Genomic DNA, 21,008 nt, shown 5'->3' on the forward strand with positions numbered 1-21,008 from the left:
CTTCTGCGCACCCTATTGTCTGTCTGCTCCCGGCCCGGCGCGCGAGGCGAATTTTGTAACGGGACGTTGCCCTTGGACCCTGTGACACGTTTCGTAACAACTCTCCGTGTCCGGGCCATGTTTCGTAACATTCCGCCGCATCACCGCAACAAGTGGCACCTAGGTTGAGGGTCCAGACGTCATCCAACCAGAGGACATCGACATGACCCAGATTTACAATCGCAACACGGCTCGTCCCAAAAGGTTCGTCGCCATCGCCGCCGCGGCGCTCATGGCCAGCACCGCTGCCGGCACCGCCTTCGCCCAGCAGACCACGTCCCCCATGCAGCCTTCCGCCGCGACCGCTTCGGACTCTCGCGACGGTTCAATGATGCGACGCGGCGACGGCAAAGGCATGTCCGGGCAGCGCGGAGAGCGCGGCGGCAAGGAATTCAAAGGCCACGGCGGTATGCGTGGCATGGGCGGGATGGGCCGCATGGGTAGCGGCGGACGTCACGCCGGCATGATGGCGCGCATGTTTACGCCGGCGCACGTCGCCGACGCGCTGTCGACGATCGAGACCGGTATCGGCGTTCGGCCGGACCAGATGGAGGCATGGCGCAAGTTCACCGCCGCCGTGGTCGCCTTTGCCGATGCCTCACAGCCGCCGCGCATGGGCATGGGCATGGGCATGGGGCAGGGACGCGGCATGATGATGCCCAATGCCGGCGCCGACACCTCCGATGATGACACCGCGATGGCGGATGATACCGACACAACCGCGATGGCCGACGAGGAGACCGACGACACGACGGCCTCGGACGAGGCGATGCAGTCGGATAGCGAGACCGATACCGGCGACCAGGCCAAGCCGCAGTTCCGTGGCTTCCGCATGCTCGACCGCATGGCGGACCGGGCGATTGCCCAGGCCGGCAAGGCCGAAGCGCTGAAGAGCGCGTTGGCTGAAGTCGAAGCGGTTCTGACGCCCGAGCAGATCACTGGTGCGCAGAGCATCGTTCGCTCGATGATGCGCGATGCCCATGCCAAACGCGGCATGCAGATGCGCGGCCATGGCGGTGGACGCGGCAACATGGGCGGCGATCACGGGCGTGGCGACGGCCAGGGTCACCATGGCTCCCGTGGGTCCGACGACTCGCGTGGCGGCCGCGGTGATCAGCGTCCCGGCCGCGGCTGACGCTCGGTATTGGGCGAGGTCGTGGTCAATCCGCGACTTTGCCCCTCAGCCAAGCAACAACCAAGACGGCCGGTCTCGTAACGAGGTCGGCCGTTTCGGTTTTGGCGTTCCGCCGCGTTGGCGTCAGCCCAGCGCGTCGGCGATCGCCTTGCCGCAATCCGCGGTTCCGAGCGGCCCGCCGAGGTCGCCGGTCCGCAGCTTTTTCTCCGCCAGTACCGTCTCGATGGCGCCGACGATCGCCGCAGCGGCCTCGGCGTGGCCGAGATGGTCGAGCATCATCGCCCCGGCCCAGATCTGGCCGACCGGATTGGCGATGCCCTTGCCGAAAATGTCGGGTGCCGAGCCATGCACCGGCTCGAACAGCGAGGGGAAATTCCGCTCCGGATTGATGTTGCCCGACGGCGCGATGCCGATCGTGCCGGTGCAGGCTGGCCCGAGATCGGACAAGATGTCGCCGAACAGATTGGAGGCGACGACGACGTCGAACCGGTCCGGATTGAGCACGAAATGCGCGGTCAAAATGTCGATGTGGTACTTGTCCCAGCGAATATCCGGATAGGATTTCGCCATCTCCTCCACCCGCTCGTCCCAATAGGGCATGGTGATCGAGATGCCGTTCGACTTGGTCGCCGAGGTCAGGTGCTTCTTGTCGCGGCGCTGGGCGAGCTCGAAGGCGTAGCGAAGAATCCGGTCGACGCCGACGCGGCTCATCACCGTCTCCTGGACGACAAATTCGCGGTCGGTGCCCTCGAACATGCGGCCGCCGACCGAGGAATATTCGCCCTCGGTGTTCTCGCGCACGACGAAGAAGTCGATGTCGCCCGGCTCGCGGCCGGCGAGCGGGCTCTTGACGCCCGGCATCAGCTTGACCGGACGAAGATTCACATACTGATCGAACTCACGGCGGAACTTGATGAGCGAGCCCCAGAGCGAGACGTGATCGGGCACCGTGTCCGGCCAGCCGACAGCGCCGAAGAAGATCGCGTCGTGTCCGCCGATCTGCGCCTTCCAATCCTCAGGCATCATCTCGCCGTGCTTGGCGTAGTAGTCGCAGGAGGCGAAGTCGAAGGTGTCGAACTTCAGGTCGAGGTCGAATTTCGACGCCGCCGCCTCCAGCACGCGCAGGCCCTCGGGGATGGTTTCCTTGCCGATGCCGTCACCGGCGATGACGGCGATCTTCAGACTGTTGGATGACATAGGACCTCTTTGCTTCAGGTGTAAGTCGGAATGGTTCGGGTTGTCGGTGCGGGGCTTATCGCAGCATTTCGACCGCGACAGCCGTCGCCTCGCCACCGCCGATGCAGATCGCGGCGACGCCGCGCCGCTGTCCCCGCTCGTGAAGGGCGGCGAGGAGCGTGACGATGATGCGCGCACCGGACGCGCCGATCGGGTGGCCGAGAGCGCAGGCGCCGCCATGGACGTTCATGATGTCGAGCGGAATGCCGAGTTCGCGCATGGCGATCATCGGCACGACGGCGAAGGCCTCGTTGATCTCGAAAAGATCGACATCGGTGAGCTGCCATTCGGCGGCGTCGAGGACGCGGCGGATCGCCTCGACGGGCGCGGAGGTGAATTTTGCCGGCTCTCCTGCGAACTGGCTGGTCGCGACGATCCGCGCGAGTGGCGTCAGGCCACGCTTTTCGGCGCCACTCTCGCGGCCGAGCACCAGCGCCGCCGCGCCGTCGGAGATCGACGAGGAATTGGCGGCGGTCACCGTGCCGCCGGCCCGGAAGGCGGGCTTCAGGGTCGGGATCTTGGCGGCATCTGCCTTACCGGGCTGTTCGTCGCGGCTGACGGTGATCGAGCCCTTGCGGGTCGCGACCTCGACGGGAACGATCTCGGCGCCGAGCGCGTCACTCCCTTGAGCATCAAGGGCGCGGGTCAGCGAGGCGACGGCGTAGTCGTCCTGTTCGGTACGGGTGAACTGGTAGGCTTCGGCCGCGTCCTCTGCGAAACTGCCCATCAGCCGGCCCTTGTCGTAGGCGTCCTCCAGGCCGTCGAGGAACATGTGGTCGATCACCTGGCCATGGCCGAGCCGCAGGCCGGCGCGCGCCTTGGGTAGCAGATACGGCGCGTTCGACATCGACTCCATGCCGCCGGCGACGCGCAGGCCCTCCGGCCGCGCGCAGAGGCTGTCATGGGCCATCATCACCGCCATCATGCCCGAACCGCACATCTTGTTGACGGTGGCGCAGGGGACGGATTTCGGCAGGCCGCCGCCGATCGCCGCCTGACGGGCCGGCGCCTGGCCGAGCCCGGCGGGCAGCACGCAGCCCATCGTCACCTCGGTAACGGCGTCGGTCGCGGCGCCAGTGCGCTGCATCGCGGCGGCGATCGCCCTGGCGCCCAGCTCGGTGGCCGCAAGGCCGGCCAGTTCGCCCTGAAAGCCGCCAAGCGGCGTGCGGGCGCCGCCAAGGATGACGATCGGGTCCTGCATGGCAATGCTCCTTAAAGCGGCGGGCGGGTCGCGGCCAGCGCCGGCCGATCGGATGCCAGCTCGCGCAGAGCAGACAATCGCGGCGTTGCCGAAATCCACTCGGCGCCGGGAAAGCGTAGCTCAACATAGTCGAGCGCGGTGATGGCGGCGATGGTGCCGAGATCCAGACGCTCGCCGGGCGTGTCGAGGACCATCGCATCGAGGCGCTTCAGGCCGTCGGCGACGGAGCGCCTGCGCCTGGCGGCGATCGGATTGGCGTCGAAGGCGTGGTCGGCGAAATCGCCGCTGACGATCCGGCGTCCGATGAGGATCTGCACGGCGGCGTCGCAGACGCCGATACCGGTGCCGGTGATCGCAAGGCTCTTCGGATCACTGGCCGAGAGGGCGCCCTTGCCCTGTCGCTCGGCGACGGTCGCGATGAGCAGGCACTCGGTGATCGTCGTGCCATCGTCGAGAACGAGGCAGGGAACCCGCCCGGCGCTGTTGGCGGCCAGCAGATCGGCCTCGTCCGCCCAGGGATCGACGGTCTGGATCTCCAGATCCGCGATTTTCGCCTCGATCAGCGCCGCATGGGCGATGCGGGCGAAGGGCGAGGTGGCGTTCTTTAAAAGCTTCATGGCCGGAACCTCAGATGCAGCGGCCGCCATCGACCTCGAGGACGGCGCCGGTGATCATCGCGGCTTCGTCGGAGGAAAGGAAGACAGTGGCGTTGGCGATGTCCTCGGGCCGGCTCATCCGGCCGAGCGGGATGGTGGCGATAAATTTGGCGCGGTTCTCCGGCGTATCGGGAACGCCCATGAATTCGGACAGAAGTCCGGTCTCGCCAATCACCGGGGCAATGCCGCAGACGCGGATCTTCATCGGCGCCAGTTCGACGGCGAGCGACTTGGTCAGCGTGTTCACCGCGCCCTTTGACGAATTGTACCAGGTGAGACCCGGACGCGGACGCAAGCCGGCGGTCGAGCCAATGTTGATAATGACGCCGCCGCCCGCGTCGCGCATGGCGGGGACGCAGGTCCGGGTCATGTGGAAGATCGCCTTCACATTGACCGCATAGACCTTGTCGAACTCCTCCTCGGTGACCTCGAGGATCGGCTTGTTGCGGTGGGTCCAGCCGGCATTGTTGACGACGATGTCGATGCCGCCCAGCGCGTCGGTGGCCGTCTTCCACGCCGCTTCGACCGCTTGTCCGTCGGTGAGGTCGCAGGGAATCGCCACATGCCCGTCGCCGAGTTCGCCGGCCACCCGCCGGGCGCCTGCCTCGTTGATGTCGAGCACGGCGACCTTCGCGCCCTCCTTCGCAAAGGCCCTGGCGATGCCTTCGCCGAAACCGGAGCCGCCACCCGTGACGAGGGCGCGCTTGTTGGCCAGACGCATGAATGATCCTCCCGATCGATCGTCTATCTATTCGCCGTGGTTGAACACGACCGTCTTCAATTCCGAAAACTCGTAGAGGGCCTCGAAACCCTTCTCGCGGCCGTGGCCGGATTTCTTCACTCCGCCGAAGGGAAGTTCGATGCCGCCGCCGGCCCCATAGCCGTTGACGTAGACCTGGCCGGCGCGGACCTTTCGGGCCATGCGCATCTGCCGGTCGCCGGCATTCGTCCAGATTCCGGCGACAAGGCCGTAGTCGGTGCCGTTTGCGATGCGGACGGCATCCGCCTCGTCCTCGAAGGTGGAGACGGCAAGCACAGGGCCGAACACCTCCTCGCGGGCCAGGCGATGCTCGGGCGGAACCAGCCCGAGAACGCGCGGCGCGACATAAAAGCCGCCGGCCGGCGCGTTCGGCGAGATCCGGCCGGTCGCCAGCGTCTTGATGCCGGTTTCGGCCGCGTGATCGAGGAAGGACTGGACGCGCGCCTTCTGCTTGGCGCTGACCAGGGCGCCGAGATCGGCGTCTTCGTCATGGGGCGCGGCGACAAGGCTCTCGAACTTCGCCGTCACCCGCTCCAGTACCTTGTCGAGGATCGGTCTGTGGATGAGCAGCCGGCTGCCGGCCGAGCAGGTCTGGCCGCCATTCTGGACGATCGCGCCGGAGATGAACGGCAGCGCCTTGTCGAGATCGGCGTCGTCGAAGAGGATCTGCGGCGACTTGCCGCCGAGCTCCATGGTGCAGCCGACATTGTTGATGGCGCACGCCTGCTGGATCAGCGTGCCGACCTGGGGCGAGCCGGTGAATGACATGAAGTCGATGCCGGGATGGGCGGACAGCGCCGCGCCAGCCTTTTCGCCATAGCCGGTGACGAGATTGATCGCGCCCTCCGGCAGGCCGGCCTCGAGCGCCAGCTGGGTCAGGCGGATCGGCGTCAGGCAGGCTTCCTCGGCCGGCTTGATGACTGTCGCGTTGCCCATCGCGAGCGACGCGCCGATAGTCCGGCCATACATCTGCGCCGGGTAATTCCAGGCGATGATATGGCCGGTGACGCCCTTCGCCTCGCGCAGGGTCATGACGGTATAGCCGTTCATGAAGGGCAGCGTCTCGCCATGCACCTTGTCGGCGGCGCCGGCGTAGAACTCGAAATAACGGGCGCAGGCGGTGATGTCGGCCCGCGCCTGCTTCATCGGCTTGCCGCAGTCGAGCGCTTCCAGCTGCGCCAGTTCCTCGGCGTTTTCAGCGATGAGCAGGGAGAACTTCATCAGCAGCCGGCCGCGCTCGACCGCCGAGAGCCGGCCCCAGGCGCCGCGCTCGAAAGCCTCGCGCGCGGCGGCGACGGCGCGGTCGATCTCGGCCTCGCCGCCAGCGGCGATCTTCGCCACGACTTCGCCGGTCGATGGGGCGATCACATCGATGGTTTCGCCCGAATCCGCAGCGGCCCACCGGCCGGCGATCTGGATCGTCGAACCGCTCGCCGCGTTGTCGAACTTGAACTGCTGGTTCACCGCTTCCTCCCTGTTTTCCGTGCCGGCGCGCTAAGACACCGTCGCGTAGGCGCCTCCGCACCGATTGCCAAGGTCCTCTTACGGCTTCGCCGCGCGCGAGGAAAGCCGCCAGATGAGGACGACGCGCGGCCTCCGACCCTACCCGATCAAACGTCGGTCTTCTCCCCTAACGAAGAGCGGCGTCGACCCGGCGCTTCGTCATAGCAGGACTTTCGGCTCGGGGCGGCCTCGCATCGGAAGGTCGATGAGGAAAGTCTTGCCGGCATGTGGATCGTTCGTTCTGGCCTTGTCCGACAGGCCGGACCAGGCCGAGGTGACGATCATCCGGTCGAGTTTCGGCCCGACGAAGCAGGGGCAGGTGACCTGCCGGGTATCGATCGCGATGGTCCGAACGCGATCGCCCTCCGGCGAATAGGCGTCGACCGTGCCGTTGCCCCAGCGCGCGTTCCAGATCACACCGTCGGCATCGCAGATCGCGCCGTCGAGCCCGCCCTTGCCGCCGCGCTGGTCGAAGAACAGGGTGGGCTCGGCGGTGGGCAAGCCGGTCTGTGGGTCGACCGCGACGCGCATCAGACGGTTGATGGTGGTGTCGGTGAAATAGGCGAGGCGACCGTCGGGCGAGAAGCAGATCGCGTTCGGGATGGTGACGTTGGAATACAGCGTCCGCAATTCGCCGTCGCGATACCAGTAGATCGCGCCAGCGCCCTTCTCGTGCGTCTTGCCCATGGTGCCGATCCACAGCGCGCCGGACGGATGGACGCGGCCGTCGTTCGAACGCGTCGCCGGATTGTCGGCCTCCAGCGGCCGATGCAGCGACAGTCGCCCGGTCGCCGTCTCGCGAATATAGAGACCGTCCTCTGCCGCCATGAGCTGGCGCTCGGTATCGATGACGGCGAGGGCACTCGCCATGAAAGGCAGGGGATGGACGGTCGCTTGCGCCGCGTCGCCGCGCTTTTCGAGCAGGGATCGACCCTCGATGTCGAACCACCAGGCGGTGTCTGTCGCCGGATCGTAGGTCGGACCCTCGCCCAGCTGGCAGGCGATGTCGCAATAGAGGCTGACGGAAATATCGGCGTCGGTCATCGGCGGTCCTGACTTTTCTATCAACCAAGAATGGCCGGTTCGCCCGGTCCTGTCGATCCGGCGCGACGGGCGGCGATTTGCCCAGGCCGCTCCCGGCGCTCGTCGCTCCGATGTGCCCTCCGCAACACATTGGTCGTTAAACAAGATTCAAGATCGCAGGGTTAGTTTGACAGACAGCGCCGTGGCCAACTAGCTCCCGGCAACCCAATCGAGAGCCCCGCCCCTGTGACGTTCCGTCTTTTCGCCCGGCCCGGCCTGGTCGCGCCCTTCAAAGCGACGATCGCCGCGCTCCTCGCGCTGTCGCTCGTCGCCTGCCAGTCGACGGAGCTGACGACCGCCGGCTTGATGTCGGCGAGTGGGCCACGCGCGGCCAGTGCGCTCGCCGGCGAAGCGGAGATTCGCGGGCAGTCCACGCTGGTCCTCGATTACGCCATCGGCCGCACGCTCTACGAGGAGGCGGCCGACGGCCTGCGCTATCCGGCCTCGCTGACCAAGATGATGACGCTCTATTTGCTGTTCGAGACGATCGGCGAAGGTCGGCTCTCGCTCGACAGCGAGCTTGTGGTCAGCGAAAACGCGGTGTCGAAGCCGCCGGCCAAGATCGGCCTCAAAGCAGGATCGACGATCCGCGTCCGCGACGCAGCCCAGGCGATCGCGGTGAAGTCGGCCAACGACGTCGCGACCGTCATCGCGGAAAACCTCGGCGGCTCGGAAGATGGTTTCGCGGCGGCGATGACGGCGAAGGCCCGCTCCCTCGGCATGAGCCGGACGCAATTCGCCAACGCCTCCGGCCTGCCCGATCCGCGCCAGATCTCCACGGCGCGCGACATGGCGACGCTCGGCCGCGCCTTGCTGTCGCGCTTTCCCCAGTATGCGCCGCTGTTCAGCGTGACCGAGTTCGAATATGGCGGCAAGAGCTTCAAGGCGACGAACAAGCTTCTCGGCAAGGTGCCTGGCGTCGACGGTTTGAAGACCGGCTATATCCGCGACGCAGGCTTCCACCTCGTCGCGACCGCCAAGCGCGGCGGACGCCGGATCATCGTCGTCGTGATGGGCGGCGAAAAAGGCAAGGAACGCGACGCCAAGGTGGCCGCGCTGATCGACCAATATCTCGGCGCTGCCCAGTTCGCCGAGCGCTGAGTCTGGCGCCCGGCCGGCTTCGCGAAAAGTCCGGCGATCCGGCAATATGACAGCTACGACATTGGTTTTCTCGCCGTTCGAGGCTCTGGCCCGGCAACGGCCGGCTGATCCCGCACGGCAAACGGGAATCCGCCATTGACGGGATGCCCCGGCGGGGTCGACAGTGGATTCTTCGATCACCGGACGCTGATCGACAAAAATCGCTTGCAAAAGCCCGCAGATCGTAGCGTTTTGCAATTAAGGTATACGAAAGACGACAGGCCCGATTGCGTTGTGTGGCCGAAGCGGACAGTATGCCGGCAACGAAAAGAATCCATTGTGGGGAAGCGAATGGCATCGGTGACGTTCCGGGACGTGCGCAAGGCGTTCGGTCCGGTGGAAGTGCTGCATGGCGTCTCGATCGATATCGAGGAGGGGCAGTTCGTCGTGCTGGTGGGCCCGTCGGGCTGCGGCAAGTCGACACTGCTGCGCATGCTCGCGGGGCTGGAGCACATCTCTTCCGGTGAGATCCTGATCGGCGACCGGGTGGTCAATGCCTTGCCGCCGAAGGACCGCGATATCGCCATGGTCTTCCAGAACTATGCGCTTTACCCGCATATTTCCGTGGCGGAGAACATGGCGTTTTCGCTGATGCTCAAGGGTGCCTCGAAGAACGAGATCGAAGCCCGGGTCAAGCCCGCCGCCGAAATCCTCGGCCTGACCCATCTGCTCGACCGTTATCCGCGCCAGCTTTCCGGCGGCCAACGCCAGCGCGTCGCCATGGGGCGGGCGATCGTGCGCGAGCCGCAGGTGTTCCTGTTCGACGAGCCGCTGTCGAATCTCGACGCCAAGCTGCGCGTCTCGATGCGCTCCGAGATGAAGAATCTCCACCAGCGCCTGAAGACCACCACCGTCTACGTCACCCACGACCAGATCGAGGCGATGACCATGGCCGACAAGATCGTCGTCATGCACGACGGGATCGTCGAGCAGGTCGGCACGCCGCTGGAGCTCTACGACCGTCCCGACAATCTTTTCGTCGCTGGTTTCATCGGCTCGCCGGCGATGAACATGGTGACCGGCGCGGCCGATCCGGACGACCGAACATATTTCGTCACGGGCGATGGACATCGACTGCCGATCGCGCGGCCGGGCAAGGTCGAGCCTGGACGCGAGACGATCTACGGCGTGCGACCGGAGGGGATGAGCCTCGGCGGTGACGTGCCGCTCAAGGTCGAGGTGGTTGAGCCGACAGGCTCCGAGACCCACGTCATCGCCAAGCTTGGCCAGACCGAGATAATCTGCGTCTTCCGTGAGCGCATTTCCGAAGGGCCGGGAGACGAGCTGCGGGTGTCGATCGACCCGAACGCGGTGCATCTGTTCGACGCCAAGTCCGGGGCGCGCGTCTCGGAGTGATCTCAGTCGGCACGCGTCTGGCCTAAGCGGCCTGTCGATGCCAACAATGAGAGACTAAGCCAGACAGACCGTCGCGGCAGCGGGAGGCCGCCGACGGAGAGTGCAGGGAGCGCTTCCGCTCAAGAGGAGGAGATAGCAATGACGATCAATCGCAGAACACTTCTACAGGGTACGGCGGGCCTCGCGGCGAGCGCGGCATTCGGCGGAATGCTCGGAAATGGCCGCGCCTTCGCGCAAGGGGCCATGCCGGAATTCAAGCCGGAAGAGGGCGCAAGTCTCAGGCTGCTTCGCTGGGTGCCGTTCGTGTCCGGTGAGGAAGAAGCCTGGAACGCCAACACCAAGGCGTTTACCGAGGCGACCGGCGTCGAGGTCCAGATCGACCAGGAAAGCTGGGAGGACGTGCGTCCCAAGGCGGCTGTCGCGGCCAATGTCGGCTCCGGCCCCGATATGGTGATGAGCTGGTTCGACGATCCGTTCCAGTATCCCGACAAGCTCGTCGACGTCACCGACGTCGCCACCGCGCTCGGCGAGCAGAGCGGCGGCTGGTACGAGGGCCTGGAAGGCTACGCCAAGCAGGGCGACAAGTTCATCGCCGTCCCGCTGACCGCGATCGGCAACGCCATCTGCTATCGCGACAGCCATATGAAGGCGGCCGGGTTCGACGAGTTCCCGCAAGATACCGACGGCTTCCTCGAGCTTTGCAAAGCGATGCAGGCCAAGGGCACGCCCGCCGGATTCCCGCACGGCAAGGCCGTCGGCGACGGCAACAACTACGCGCACTGGCTGTTGTGGAGCCATGGCGGCATGACCGTCGACGAGAGTGGTAAGCCGGCGATCGACAGCCCCGAGACCAAAGCCGCGATCGAATACGCCAAGGCGCTCTACGCGACCTTCATCCCGGGCACCGAGAGCTGGCTCGACATCAACAACAACCGCGCCTTTCTGGCCGGACAGATCTCGCTGACGGCAAACGGAGTCTCACTCTACTACGCCGCCAAGAAAGACCCCGCGATGGCGGAGATCGCCGAGGACATGCGCACGACCAACCTGCCGATCGGTCCGGTCGGCAAGTCGGTGGAACTGCACCAGACCTCGACGATCAACGTCTTCAAGCACACCAAATACCCGGAGGCGGCCAAGGCCTACATCGCCTTCATGTACCAGCCCGATCAGATGAACGCCTGGATTCAGGGTGCCAGCGCCTATTGCTGCCAGCCGTTGAAGGCGTTCGCCGACAATCCGATCTGGACCTCGGACCCGATCCACGAGCCCTATTCCAAGGCGTCGGCGAGCTTGCGCCCGAACGGCTTTGCCGGGCCGCTCGGACCCTCGTCGGCCGGCGTGATGGCCGACTATGTGGTCGTCGACATGTTTGCGGAGGCGGTCACCGGTCAACGGACGGCCGAAGAGGCGATCGCCAACGCCGAGCGGCGTATCGCCCGCTACTACCGCTAACCAAACGAGGGGCGCCGGCGATCGCTGGCGCCCCTTGGCGTTTTCGACCATCAAGACCGCAGCGATGTGGCGTGATTTACCCGATCCCGTGGGCCGGGCAGCAAAAGAGGAACGAGCAAGCGATGTCGAGCGTCCAGGCGGTACCGCGGCCATCCATCCTGCGCCGGTTCGTGCAAAGCCGGAACGGCCTCGGGCTGCTGTTCATGCTGCCGGCGGCGATCTTCTTGCTGTTCTTCCTCACCTATCCGCTCGGGCTCGGCGTCTGGCTGGGCTTTACCGATACGACCATCGGTCGCACCGGCGTCTTCGTCGGTCTGGAAAACTACGCCTGGCTATTCGACGATCCGGTGTTCTGGCTGTCGGTCTACAACACCGTCCTCTACACCTTCGTCGCCTCGGTGCTGAAGTTCGTGCTCGGCCTTTGGCTGGCTCTGATCCTCAACGAGCGCCTGCCGTTCAAGAACTTCTTCCGAGCGATCATCCTGCTGCCCTGGGTGGTGCCGACAGTCCTGTCGGCGCTAGCCTTCTGGTGGATCTACGATTCACAGTTCTCGATCATTTCCTGGGTGCTCATGCAGTGGGGCTGGATCGACACGCCGATCAACTTCCTCGGCGATCCGAACAAGGCCCGCGCCTCGGTCATCGCGGCCAATGTCTGGCGCGGCATTCCGTTCGTGGCGATCTCGCTGCTCGCGGGGCTGCAGACGATCCCGCAATCGCTGAACGAGGCCGCGGCGCTCGACGGCGCGACGCCGTGGCAGCGTTTCACCAAGATCACCCTGCCGCTGCTGACGCCTATCATCGCCGTGGTGATGACCTTCTCGGTGCTGTTCACCTTCACCGATTTCCAGCTGATCTACGTCTTGACGCGCGGCGGCCCGGTCAACGCGACGCATCTGATGGCGACGCTCTCGTTCCAGCGCGCCATTCCCGGCGGCCAGCTCGGTGAGGGCGCGGCGATCGCCGTCGCCATGATTCCTTTCCTGCTCGCCGCGATCCTGTTCTCGTTCTTCGGGCTGCAGCGACGCAAATGGCAGCAGGGCGCGGCCGATTGAGGAGATATGACCCCGTGAGCCAAGAAACGCTTCCCGGCCGCACCGTCGCCGTGCATGACGACACCGAAGGCATGCAGCAGTTCAACTCGCTGCCGCGCCGCATCCTCGTGGTCTATCTGCCCTTGGCGGTGTTCGTGTTCGTGCTGCTGTTCCCATTCTACTGGATGGCGATCACGGCGGTAAAACCGAACCACCAGCTGACCAACTATACCGACTATAGCCCGTTCTGGGTGGTCAAGCCGACGCTCGAGCATATCCGCTTCCTGCTCTTCGAGACCTCCTATCCGGGCTGGCTGTGGAACACCATGCTGGTCTCCGTTGCCTCGACGGCGATTGCGCTGGCCGCCTCGGTCTTCGCCGCCTACGCGATCGAACGGGTGCGCTTCACCGGCGCGCGGGTCACCGGTCTGTTGATCTTTCTCGCTTATCTCGTGCCGCCGTCGATCCTGTTCATTCCGCTCGCCTTCATCGTTTTCAATGTCGGCATCTTCGATTCCCGGCTGGCGCTGATCCTGACCTATCCGACCTTCCTCATCCCGTTCTGCACCTGGCTGCTGATGGGCTATTTCCGCACCATCCCCTTCGAGCTGGAAGAGAGCGCGCTGGTGGACGGGGCGACGCGCTGGCAGATCCTGACCAAGGTGGTGCTGCCTTTGGCCGTGCCCGGCCTGATCTCCGCCGGCATCTTCGCCTTCACGCTGTCCTGGAACGAGTTCATCTACGCGCTGACCTTCATCTCCTCGTCGGAGAACAAGACAATCCCGGTCGGCGTGCTGACCGAGCTTGTGCGCGGCGACATCTACGAATGGGGGGCGCTGATGGCCGGGGCTCTGCTCGGCTCGCTCCCCGTCGTCATCCTCTACTCCTTCTTCGTCGACTATTACGTCTCGTCGATGACCGGCGCGGTGAAGGAATAGGCGCTTCCGCGGTGCTTTCACGACATTTGGCGGTCCGGTCTCCAGGTCGGCGCAGATCGCCGTTGACTTTGGCCGCTGAATTGATAGCGTTTGCTCGTCCAAGGGGAGTTCCGGCAAGGAACTGAGAGGCCGACGGCTCAAGAAGCGCGCGGCGACCCTACGAACCTGATCCAGTTGACACTGGCGTAGGGATGGAGTGAGCCGCTTCCCGATCCGTTTTCCCCTTTGACGACCCGCCGCCTACGCGGCGCGTTCTCTGGCGACGACAATCGGGGAAGAGGCATCGGGAAACCCCGGTGTGAAGCGGCCCAATCTTACCCAAACCGCGGAACTGGATCTCCTTGTCGAACAGGAGAGCCTATGAACGCCCAGACTCCCACCGTTATTGCCCCCACCGTGACCAGCGGCCCGCTGCCAGCATCCCGCAAGATCTGGCGCGCCGGTACGCTCCACCCCGAAGTCCGCGTCCCGATGCGCGAGATCTCCGTGCATCCGACCGCCGGCGAGCCGCCGGTCACTGTCTATGATTCCTCCGGTCCCTATACGGACGACACGGCAACAACCGATATCGCCGCCGGCCTTCCCCGCAAGCGGCGCGATTGGACGCTCGCGGCCGGAGACGTCGAGGACTATGCCGGCCGGGTGGTCCGGCCGGAAGACAATGGCGTTACCTCCGACGCCAAGCGCGTTCCGACCTTTCCTGTCTCCCATGCACCGCTGCGGGCGAAGAGCGGCAAGGCCGTCACCCAGATCGCCTATGCCCGCGCCGGCATCGTCACTCCGGAAATGGAGTTCGTCGCGATCCGCGAGAATCTCGGGCGCGAGCAGGCCAAGGCCCAGCTGGAGCGGGACGGTCATCCCTTTTCCGCCACCATCCCCGATTTCATCACCCCCGAATGGGTGCGCGACGAGGTGGCGTCGGGCCGGGCGATCATTCCTGCCAACATCAACCATCCCGAACTCGAGCCGATGGCGATCGGGCGCAATTTCCTGGTCAAGATCAACGCCAATATCGGCAATTCGGCCGTGACCTCGTCGATGGCCGAAGAGGTCGAGAAGATGGTCTGGTCGATCCGCTGGGGCGCCGACACGGTCATGGACCTGTCGACCGGCCGCAACATCCACGACATCCGCGAGTGGATCATCCGCAATGCGCCGGTGCCGATCGGCACCGTGCCGCTCTACCAGGCGCTGGAGAAGGTCGACGGGATCGCCGAGAATCTGACCTGGGAGGTCTATCGCGACACGCTGATCGAGCAGGCCGAGCAGGGCGTCGACTATTTCACCATCCATGCCGGCGTGCGGCTGCGTCACATCCCGCTCACCGTCGAGCGGGTCACCGGCATCGTCTCTCGCGGCGGCTCGATCATGGCCAAATGGTGCCTGCACCACCACAAGGAGAGCTTCCTCTACGAGCATTTCGAGGAAATCTGCGACATCTGCCGGATGTACGACGTGTCCTTCTCGCTCGGCGACGGCCTGCGTCCGGGCTCGATCGCCGACGCCAACGACAAGGCACAGTTCGCCGAACTGGAAACGCTCGGCGAACTGACGCAGATCGCCTGGGCCAAGGACTGTCAGGTGATGATCGAGGGCCCCGGCCATGTGCCGATGCACAAGATCAAGGAAAACGTCGATCTGCAGATGAAGGTCTGCGGCGAGGCGCCGTTCTATACGCTCGGGCCCTTGGTCACCGATATCGCGCCGGGCTACGACCACATCACCAGCGGCATCGGCGCGGCGATGATCGGCTGGTTCGGCACGGCGATGCTCTGTTACGTGACGCCGAAGGAGCATCTGGGCCTGCCCGACCGCGACGACGTCAAGGTCGGGGTGATCACCTACAAGATCGCAGCCCACGCCGCCGATCTCGCCAAGGGTCACCCGGCCTCGCAGCTGCGCGACGACGCGCTGTCGCGGGCCCGATTCGAGTTTCGCTGGGAGGACCAGTTCAACCTCTCGCTGGATCCGGAAACGGCGCGCTCGCTGCACGACGAGACGCTGCCCAAGGAGGCGCACAAGACGGCGCATTTCTGCTCCATGTGCGGCCCGAAATTCTGCTCCATGAAGATCTCCCACGATATCCGCGCCGAGGCGCAGAAAGAGGGGATGGAGGAGATGGCCCGCAAATACCGTGAGGGCGGCGATCTTTATATGCCGGCGAACGCGGCCGGCGAAGCGGCGGAGTAGGCCGATGCAGATCGCGGTTCTCGGCGCCGGTGTCGCGGGGCTGGCCTCCGCCACCGTGCTCGCCGAGCGGGGTGCTTCGGTGACGGTGTTCGAGCGTGGCGCCGCCATCGGGGAGGGCGCGGCGTCGCGTCTCGCCGGCGCCATGCTGGCGCCGTGGTGCGAGCGCGAAAGCGCCGAGCCCGAGGTGGTCCGGCTCGGCGCCGGCGCCGCCGACTGGTGGGCGGCCCGCGTCCCCGGTGTGGCGCGGCAGGGCAGCCTGGTCCTGGCGCCGCCGCGCGACCGGGCGGAGCTCGACCGTTTTGCCCGGCGCACCGACCATTTCGACCGTGTCGGGGCAGAGGAGATCGCCGAGCTCGAGCCCAGCCTCGCCGGGCGGTTCCAGGCAGGGCTGCTGTTTGCCGAAGAGGCGCATCTGTGCCCGCGCTGCGCCTTGAAGGCGCTGGCCCGGCGGCTGGAGGGGATGGGGGTCGCATTCCATTTCGGTGAGGACGGGCGCGCTGCGTCCGCGGGCCTCGAAACGGTCATCGATTGCCGTGGCTTTGCCGCCCGCGAGGCCTTGCCGGAGCTGCGCGGCGTGCGCGGCGAGATGGTGCTGCTGCGGACGGCGGAGGTGATGCTGTCGCGGCCGGTCCGTCTCCTGCATCCGCGTCAGCCGATTTACGTCGTGCCGCGTGTGGACGGCATCTTCATGGTTGGCGCGACGATGATCGAGAGCGAAAACCGGGGCGCGATCACGCTGCGCTCGGCGGTCGAGCTTTTGTCGGCCGCCTACGCGCTGCACCCGGCTTTCGCCGAGGCGGAGATCCTCGAGACCGGCGTCGGGATTCGGCCGGCCTTTCCCGACAACCTGCCACGGGTGACGCGGCAGGGACGGGTGATCTCGGTCAACGGTCTTTACCGCCACGGATTTCTGCTGGCGCCGGACGTTGCGGGGCGGGCCGCCGATCTCGCGCTCGGCAAGAGCGGGAGGGTCGCCGCATGACGATCAAGCTGAACGGCGAACCGCGCGAGGTCGCGGCGACGACACTCGATGCTCTTCTGGTCGAACTCGGGCTGGCGGACGCGGTCGTCGCCACCGCGCGCAATTGTGATTTCGTGGCGAAAGAGGACCGACCGGCGACACCGGTCGTCGACGGCGATGCGATCGAAATCGTCGCGCCCATGCAGGGAGGCTAGGAGATTTGTCGATGAACATTTACGGACGCCACCACGCCTCGCGGCTGATGCTCGGCACCGCGCTCTATCCGTCGCCGGCGATCATGGCCGATGCGGTGCGCGCCTCCGGAGCGGAACTCGTCACCGTCTCGCTCCGCCGTGAGAGTGCCGGAGCGAAGGCGGGCCAAGGCTTTTGGGACCTGATCCGCGATCTCGGCGTGCAGGTGCTGCCCAATACGGCTGGCTGCCATACGGTGAAGGACGCGGTGACGACCGCGCAGATGGGCCGCGAGATCTTCGACACCACGCTGGTCAAGCTGGAGGTGATCGGCGAGGCCGACACGCTGCAGCCCGATCTCTTCGGCTTGGTCGACGCGGCGCGAATCCTCGTCGCCGAGGGGTTCGAGGTCTTGCCTTATACGACCGAGGACCTCGTCGCCGCCGAACGCTTGATCGAAGCCGGATGCCGCGTCCTCATGCCCTGGGGCGCACCGATCGGCTCGGCCAGGGGCCTCAACAACCGCTATGGGCTGCGCAGCCTCAGGGCGCATTTTCCGGAGGTGACGCTGATCGTCGACGCCGGTCTCGGCGTGCCCTCGCATGCGGCCGAGGCGATGGAACTCGGCTTCGACGGCGTCCTCCTCAACACCGCAATCGCCAAGGCCGGCGATCCGGTCGCGATGGCGCGCGCCTTCGCGCTGGCGGTCGAGGCCGGGCGGCTCGGCTACGAGGCGGGCGCGCTGGAGCCGCGCGACATGGCCGCGCCGTCGACGCCGGTGCTGGGCAGGGCGCTGCTGGCATGAGCGCGACAATGGATGGGGGCACGCGGATCGGGCTCGATCCGTTTTACCTGATCGTCGACGACGCCGACTGGGTCGAGCGGCTGGTGCCGCTTGGCGTCAGACTGGTGCAATTGCGAGCCAAGGCGATGGACGCGCGGCGGCTGCGCGCCGAAATTCGCCGCGCAAGGGACGTGTGCGAGGCCAATGCCTGCCAGCTCGTGGTCAACGACCACTGGCGCCTGGCGATCGAGGAGGGCTGCGATGTCGTCCATCTCGGGCAGGAGGATCTGGCCGATGCCGATCGTGCCGCCATCCGCCGCGCCGGGCTGAAGCTCGGCCTGTCGACCCATGACCGGGTCGAGCTTGCAACCGCGCTTGCGGCCGAGCCCGACTATGTCGCGCTCGGCCCAATCTGGCCGACCATTCTGAAGGCGATGAATTGGGCGCCGCAGACCCCGGCAAAGCTCGCCGCCTGGCGCGCGGCGATCGGCGACATACCACTGGTCGCGATCGGCGGCCTCACTGTCGCGCGGCTCGGTGAGGTGTTCGAGAATGGTGCCGACAGCGCCGCCGTCGTTACCGACATCACCCGAAACGCCGACCCGGAGGGGCGGACCCGCGAATGGATCGCTGCGACCCGGCGCTGGCGCGCGGGCGGAGAGCCCGAAGCGGCAGGGACGGACAGCGCTTGAGCGCCTCGCCTGTGGTGCTGGCGATCGCCGGCTCGGATTCCTCCGGCGGGGCCGGGATCGCCGCCGACATTCGCGCCGCGCATGACCTTGGCGCCACGCTGCGGTTTGCACTCTCGGCGGTGACGGCGCAATCCGACCGTCAGGTGACCGCCATCCATCCGGTTCCGTTGGACATTCTGCGCGAGCAGATCCGGCTGGCGCTGGAGGATGGGGCAGTCGGCGCCATCAAGATCGGTATGCTCGGCTCGGCGGCCACCGTCGAAGCGGTCGCCTCGGCGCTGACTGAATACACTGACCTGCCCGTCGTTATCGATCCGGTCGTGTCGTCGAGTTCCGGCCGCCGGCTTCTCGACGATGCGGCGATGGCGGTCTTCATCGAGCGGATGCTCCCGCGGGCAACCTTGCTGACGCCGAATCTGCCCGAGCTTCAAATTCTGGCGGCGGCGATCTTGGACGCCGCGCCGCCCGCGACGATCTCGGAGCAGGCGGGCGTCCTCCTTGGGGCCGGCACAAAGGCTGTGCTCGTCAAGGGCGGCCATGACCAAGGCGACGCCGCGGTGGATCTGCTGTTTCAGTCCGGCGGCGACACGCCGGATCGCTTCGCCTCGCCGCGTCGCCCGGTCGCGATTCGCGGCACCGGCTGCATGCTGTCGACGCGGATTGCTATCGCTCTGGCGAGTGGCGAAACCCTCGCGACATCTTGCCGCAGTGGGAAGATCCAGATGGACGAATGGTTTGAACGTGCGGTCGTCAAAGAGAACGCGCATATCGGATGACCGTCTTTGCTTCGGCGGCCGATCTTTCTCCTCCCGATTGGCAGGGTTGCGGAACGACATTCTCCGGATTCGTCGTAAAGTTGGCCTGGATACCATTTCTCCCTCCGATGAAGGCGGGTCGTGTTTCGGCGCAATCTCCGGACGAGGCAAATACCTGCCGAATAAGGGCTGGAAATGTTTCCCTAAGTCTTCCGAAAAATCTTCATTTCTTATCATAATACTATCGGATTCGATCTTTCCGGAAGGACGCCACAGGGGCATCCGAGCAGGCTCCCAAGAACGAATTCGTAATCAATTTCGACGATGTTGCCCCTGTCTCGGAAAGGATCCCCCTCAAGGCTGAAGTTTTGGCGAGCGGCAAGACACACCTGCCGGCGGAACACGTTCCGCTCGGTGAGCGCCGATCTGGTTAAGTGGTTGTTAACCAATCCAAAGCGATAGGCTGACCGACAGTACTACTCGCGTTATCGCGGGAAGAGAGAGAAAAATGACGTTGAACAACATTCGCATCTCGCGGAAACTTTTGATCGCGTTCGCCGCGATTATCGTGACCACGGTGGTCGCGAACTATCTGGTCTACAGGGATTTGGAATCCGTTCAGGCGAGCGTTGCCGCGAACGAGCGGAGCTTCAGCCTCAACGTCAAGGCGGAGGTCATCCTCGAAACGATGGTGGAGCAGCAGAACGCCGTGCGGGGCTTCGTTTTGACGGGCGAAGACAAATTCACCAAGGCCTATGAGAAGGCGAAAGCCGATTTTCTGGAAAGTGCCGCCTTCTTCCGTGGCAACACCGTATCGTCGGAGCAACTGGCGCGTCTGGATCGGTTGGAGGCATTCGTCACGAACTGGCAGGCGCAATCGGCCGAGCGGCAGATCGCCCTTGCCGGAAACCCGATGACGCGACAGCAAGCGATCGATCTGACCACAACCTCGACCTTGGCCGAGGCGCGAGGCATCGTGGCGGAGATCAAGGAAGCGCAGGAACAGATCGTCACTACGCGGATGGAAGAAAAGCATGCCGCGACGTTGGCTGCCGAAATGACGCTCTTCCTTGGTGCGACGGTCGCCCTGCTAATCGCGGCAATAATGGGCTATGTTCTGTCCCGTTCAATAGCGTCTCCGATCAACGCCATGATCGAAGTGATGCGGCGGCTAGCGGACGGAGACAAGACCGTTGTGATAGCGGGAACAGATCGCAAGGACGAGGTCGGGGCAATGGCTGCGGCCGTCGAGATCTTCAAGCAGGCGGCGATCGAGCAGGAGCGTCTGGAGAGCGAGGCCGAGGCGTCGCGGATCGACCAGGAACAGGCGAAGAACCGCCAGGCGGCGTTGGACAATTCCAAGGCCGAGGATCTGCGGACCTTCGTCGGCATGGTCGAAGTCGGCTTCGAGCGGCTGTCGGACGGTGATCTGACGGTGCGCATGGCCGAGCCGGTGGCGGCGGAGTTCGAGCCGATCCGGGCGAAGTTCAACGACAGCGTGGCCAGCCTTGAAGAGGCGATCGGCGGTGTCGTCACCTCGATCGGCTCGATCCGGTCTGGCCTGCAGGAGATCAACACGGCGTCGAACGACCTGTCGCAGCGCACCGAGCAGCAGGCGGCCAGCCTGGAAGAGACGGTTGCGGCGCTGGGCCAGGTGACGACGGCGGTGAACCAGACCGCCGAGGGCGCCGGCAAGGCGCAGACGGCGGCCAGTTCCGCCCGCGGCAAGGCCGAAAAGGGCGGCGAGATCGTCGGCCAGGCGGTTGCGGCGATGAGCCAGATCGAAAAGTCCTCCGAGCAGATCAACCAGATCATCTCGGTGATCGACGAGATCGCCTTCCAGACCAATTTGCTGGCCTTGAATGCGGGCGTCGAGGCGGCGCGGGCCGGCGAGGCCG

19 protein-coding genes and 1 riboswitch are annotated in these 21,008 nt (G+C 65.5%); of the genes, 13 read left to right on the plus strand and 6 right to left on the minus strand.

Features of this window, described 5'->3' with window-relative positions; all coding sequences use genetic code 11:
- The first annotated feature begins 202 nt into the window (after positions 1-202).
- Positions 203-1,174, plus strand: a complete 972-nt coding sequence (locus VSX60_RS15915) for a hypothetical protein (RefSeq protein ID WP_327625242.1) — start codon at positions 203-205, stop codon at positions 1,172-1,174.
- Between the two features lie 123 nt (positions 1,175-1,297).
- On the opposite strand, the gene VSX60_RS15920 is transcribed toward VSX60_RS15915, so the two are convergent.
- The 6 genes from VSX60_RS15920 to VSX60_RS15945 form a co-directional block, all read right to left on the minus strand.
- Positions 1,298-2,371: a tartrate dehydrogenase gene (locus tag VSX60_RS15920; protein WP_327625243.1), complete on the minus strand. Its 1,074-nt coding sequence runs from the start codon at positions 2,369-2,371 to the stop codon at positions 1,298-1,300.
- Positions 2,372-2,426: 55 nt separating this feature from the next.
- Positions 2,427-3,617, minus strand: coding sequence for an acetyl-CoA C-acyltransferase (locus tag VSX60_RS15925; RefSeq protein ID WP_327625258.1), 1,191 nt, complete (start codon positions 3,615-3,617; stop codon positions 2,427-2,429).
- A gap of 5 nt (positions 3,618-3,622) precedes the next feature.
- Positions 3,623-4,228, minus strand: coding sequence for a glutathione S-transferase family protein (locus VSX60_RS15930; protein ID WP_327625244.1), 606 nt, complete (start codon positions 4,226-4,228; stop codon positions 3,623-3,625).
- Positions 4,229-4,238: 10 nt separating this feature from the next.
- The gene (locus VSX60_RS15935; protein WP_327625245.1) at positions 4,239-4,988 is read right to left on the minus strand and encodes a glucose 1-dehydrogenase; all 750 of its coding nucleotides are present in this window, start codon (positions 4,986-4,988) and stop codon (positions 4,239-4,241) included.
- 27 nt (positions 4,989-5,015) lie between these two features.
- Positions 5,016-6,491 carry an aldehyde dehydrogenase family protein gene (locus tag VSX60_RS15940; protein WP_442873113.1) on the minus strand — a complete coding sequence of 492 codons (1,476 nt, stop codon included), beginning with the start codon at positions 6,489-6,491 and terminating at the stop codon, positions 5,016-5,018.
- A gap of 198 nt (positions 6,492-6,689) precedes the next feature.
- Positions 6,690-7,574: an SMP-30/gluconolactonase/LRE family protein gene (locus VSX60_RS15945; protein WP_327625246.1), complete on the minus strand. Its 885-nt coding sequence runs from the start codon at positions 7,572-7,574 to the stop codon at positions 6,690-6,692.
- A gap of 225 nt (positions 7,575-7,799) precedes the next feature.
- Between VSX60_RS15945 and VSX60_RS15950 the strand changes: the two genes are divergently transcribed.
- The 12 genes from VSX60_RS15950 to VSX60_RS16005 form a co-directional block, all read left to right on the plus strand.
- Positions 7,800-8,714, plus strand: coding sequence for a D-alanyl-D-alanine carboxypeptidase family protein (locus VSX60_RS15950; RefSeq protein ID WP_327625247.1), 915 nt, complete (start codon positions 7,800-7,802; stop codon positions 8,712-8,714).
- Positions 8,715-9,044: 330 nt separating this feature from the next.
- Entirely contained in the window at positions 9,045-10,109 is a 1,065-nt protein-coding gene (locus VSX60_RS15955; RefSeq protein ID WP_327625248.1) for an ABC transporter ATP-binding protein, read from the plus strand.
- A gap of 138 nt (positions 10,110-10,247) precedes the next feature.
- The gene (locus VSX60_RS15960) at positions 10,248-11,564 is read left to right on the plus strand and encodes an ABC transporter substrate-binding protein (RefSeq protein WP_327625249.1); all 1,317 of its coding nucleotides are present in this window, start codon (positions 10,248-10,250) and stop codon (positions 11,562-11,564) included.
- Positions 11,565-11,686: 122 nt separating this feature from the next.
- Positions 11,687-12,619, plus strand: a complete 933-nt coding sequence (locus VSX60_RS15965; protein ID WP_327625250.1) for a carbohydrate ABC transporter permease — start codon at positions 11,687-11,689, stop codon at positions 12,617-12,619.
- A 71-nt stretch (positions 12,620-12,690) separates the two neighbouring features.
- Positions 12,691-13,536: a carbohydrate ABC transporter permease gene (locus VSX60_RS15970; protein ID WP_232845747.1), complete on the plus strand. Its 846-nt coding sequence runs from the start codon at positions 12,691-12,693 to the stop codon at positions 13,534-13,536.
- Positions 13,537-13,627: 91 nt separating this feature from the next.
- A riboswitch (TPP riboswitch) is annotated at positions 13,628-13,745 on the plus strand.
- Positions 13,746-13,896: 151 nt separating this feature from the next.
- The gene (thiC, locus tag VSX60_RS15975; RefSeq protein WP_327625251.1) at positions 13,897-15,726 is read left to right on the plus strand and encodes a phosphomethylpyrimidine synthase ThiC; all 1,830 of its coding nucleotides are present in this window, start codon (positions 13,897-13,899) and stop codon (positions 15,724-15,726) included.
- A 4-nt stretch (positions 15,727-15,730) separates the two neighbouring features.
- Positions 15,731-16,708 (plus strand): FAD-dependent oxidoreductase, encoded by a 978-nt coding sequence (locus VSX60_RS15980; protein WP_327625252.1) that lies wholly within the window; start codon positions 15,731-15,733, stop codon positions 16,706-16,708.
- Positions 16,705-16,902, plus strand: coding sequence for a sulfur carrier protein ThiS (gene thiS, locus VSX60_RS15985; protein WP_327625253.1), 198 nt, complete (start codon positions 16,705-16,707; stop codon positions 16,900-16,902). Before VSX60_RS15980 ends, thiS begins: the two co-directional genes overlap by 4 nt.
- 11 nt (positions 16,903-16,913) lie before the next feature.
- Entirely contained in the window at positions 16,914-17,684 is a 771-nt protein-coding gene (locus VSX60_RS15990) for a thiazole synthase (RefSeq protein ID WP_327625254.1), read from the plus strand.
- Between the two features lie 26 nt (positions 17,685-17,710).
- A complete protein-coding gene (locus VSX60_RS15995; RefSeq protein ID WP_327625260.1) occupies positions 17,711-18,355 on the plus strand; it encodes a thiamine phosphate synthase in 645 nt (214 codons plus the stop codon).
- On the plus strand, positions 18,352-19,131 hold the full coding sequence (thiD, locus tag VSX60_RS16000) for a bifunctional hydroxymethylpyrimidine kinase/phosphomethylpyrimidine kinase (RefSeq protein ID WP_327625255.1): 780 nt from the start codon (positions 18,352-18,354) through the stop codon (positions 19,129-19,131). The genes VSX60_RS15995 and thiD overlap by 4 nt, the downstream gene beginning before the upstream one ends.
- A gap of 487 nt (positions 19,132-19,618) precedes the next feature.
- On the plus strand, positions 19,619-21,008 hold a 1,390-nt coding region (locus VSX60_RS16005; protein WP_327625256.1), incomplete at its 3' end, for a methyl-accepting chemotaxis protein.

Source organism: Aurantimonas sp. A3-2-R12 (assembly GCF_036016755.1).
GTDB classification, from domain to species: domain Bacteria; phylum Pseudomonadota; class Alphaproteobacteria; order Rhizobiales; family Rhizobiaceae; genus Aurantimonas; species Aurantimonas coralicida_A.

What these genes read in the sequence shown, in the direction of transcription:
- VSX60_RS15970 (WP_232845747.1), top strand. Translation starts at nt 12,691, where the DNA reads ATGCAGCAGTTCAACTCGCTGCCGCGCCGCATCCTCGTGGTCTATCTG.
- VSX60_RS15920 (WP_327625243.1), bottom strand. Translation starts at nt 2,371, where the DNA reads ATGTCATCCAACAGTCTGAAGATCGCCGTCATCGCCGGTGACGGCATC.
- VSX60_RS15955 (WP_327625248.1), top strand. Translation starts at nt 9,045, where the DNA reads ATGGCATCGGTGACGTTCCGGGACGTGCGCAAGGCGTTCGGTCCGGTG.
- VSX60_RS15930 (WP_327625244.1), bottom strand. Translation starts at nt 4,228, where the DNA reads ATGAAGCTTTTAAAGAACGCCACCTCGCCCTTCGCCCGCATCGCCCAT.
- VSX60_RS15965 (WP_327625250.1), top strand. Translation starts at nt 11,687, where the DNA reads ATGTCGAGCGTCCAGGCGGTACCGCGGCCATCCATCCTGCGCCGGTTC.
- VSX60_RS15980 (WP_327625252.1), top strand. Translation starts at nt 15,731, where the DNA reads ATGCAGATCGCGGTTCTCGGCGCCGGTGTCGCGGGGCTGGCCTCCGCC.
- thiS (WP_327625253.1), top strand. Translation starts at nt 16,705, where the DNA reads ATGACGATCAAGCTGAACGGCGAACCGCGCGAGGTCGCGGCGACGACA.
- thiC (WP_327625251.1), top strand. Translation starts at nt 13,897, where the DNA reads ATGAACGCCCAGACTCCCACCGTTATTGCCCCCACCGTGACCAGCGGC.
- VSX60_RS15935 (WP_327625245.1), bottom strand. Translation starts at nt 4,988, where the DNA reads ATGCGTCTGGCCAACAAGCGCGCCCTCGTCACGGGTGGCGGCTCCGGT.
- VSX60_RS15915 (WP_327625242.1), top strand. Translation starts at nt 203, where the DNA reads ATGACCCAGATTTACAATCGCAACACGGCTCGTCCCAAAAGGTTCGTC.
- VSX60_RS15960 (WP_327625249.1), top strand. Translation starts at nt 10,248, where the DNA reads ATGACGATCAATCGCAGAACACTTCTACAGGGTACGGCGGGCCTCGCG.
- VSX60_RS15945 (WP_327625246.1), bottom strand. Translation starts at nt 7,574, where the DNA reads ATGACCGACGCCGATATTTCCGTCAGCCTCTATTGCGACATCGCCTGC.
- VSX60_RS15990 (WP_327625254.1), top strand. Translation starts at nt 16,914, where the DNA reads ATGAACATTTACGGACGCCACCACGCCTCGCGGCTGATGCTCGGCACC.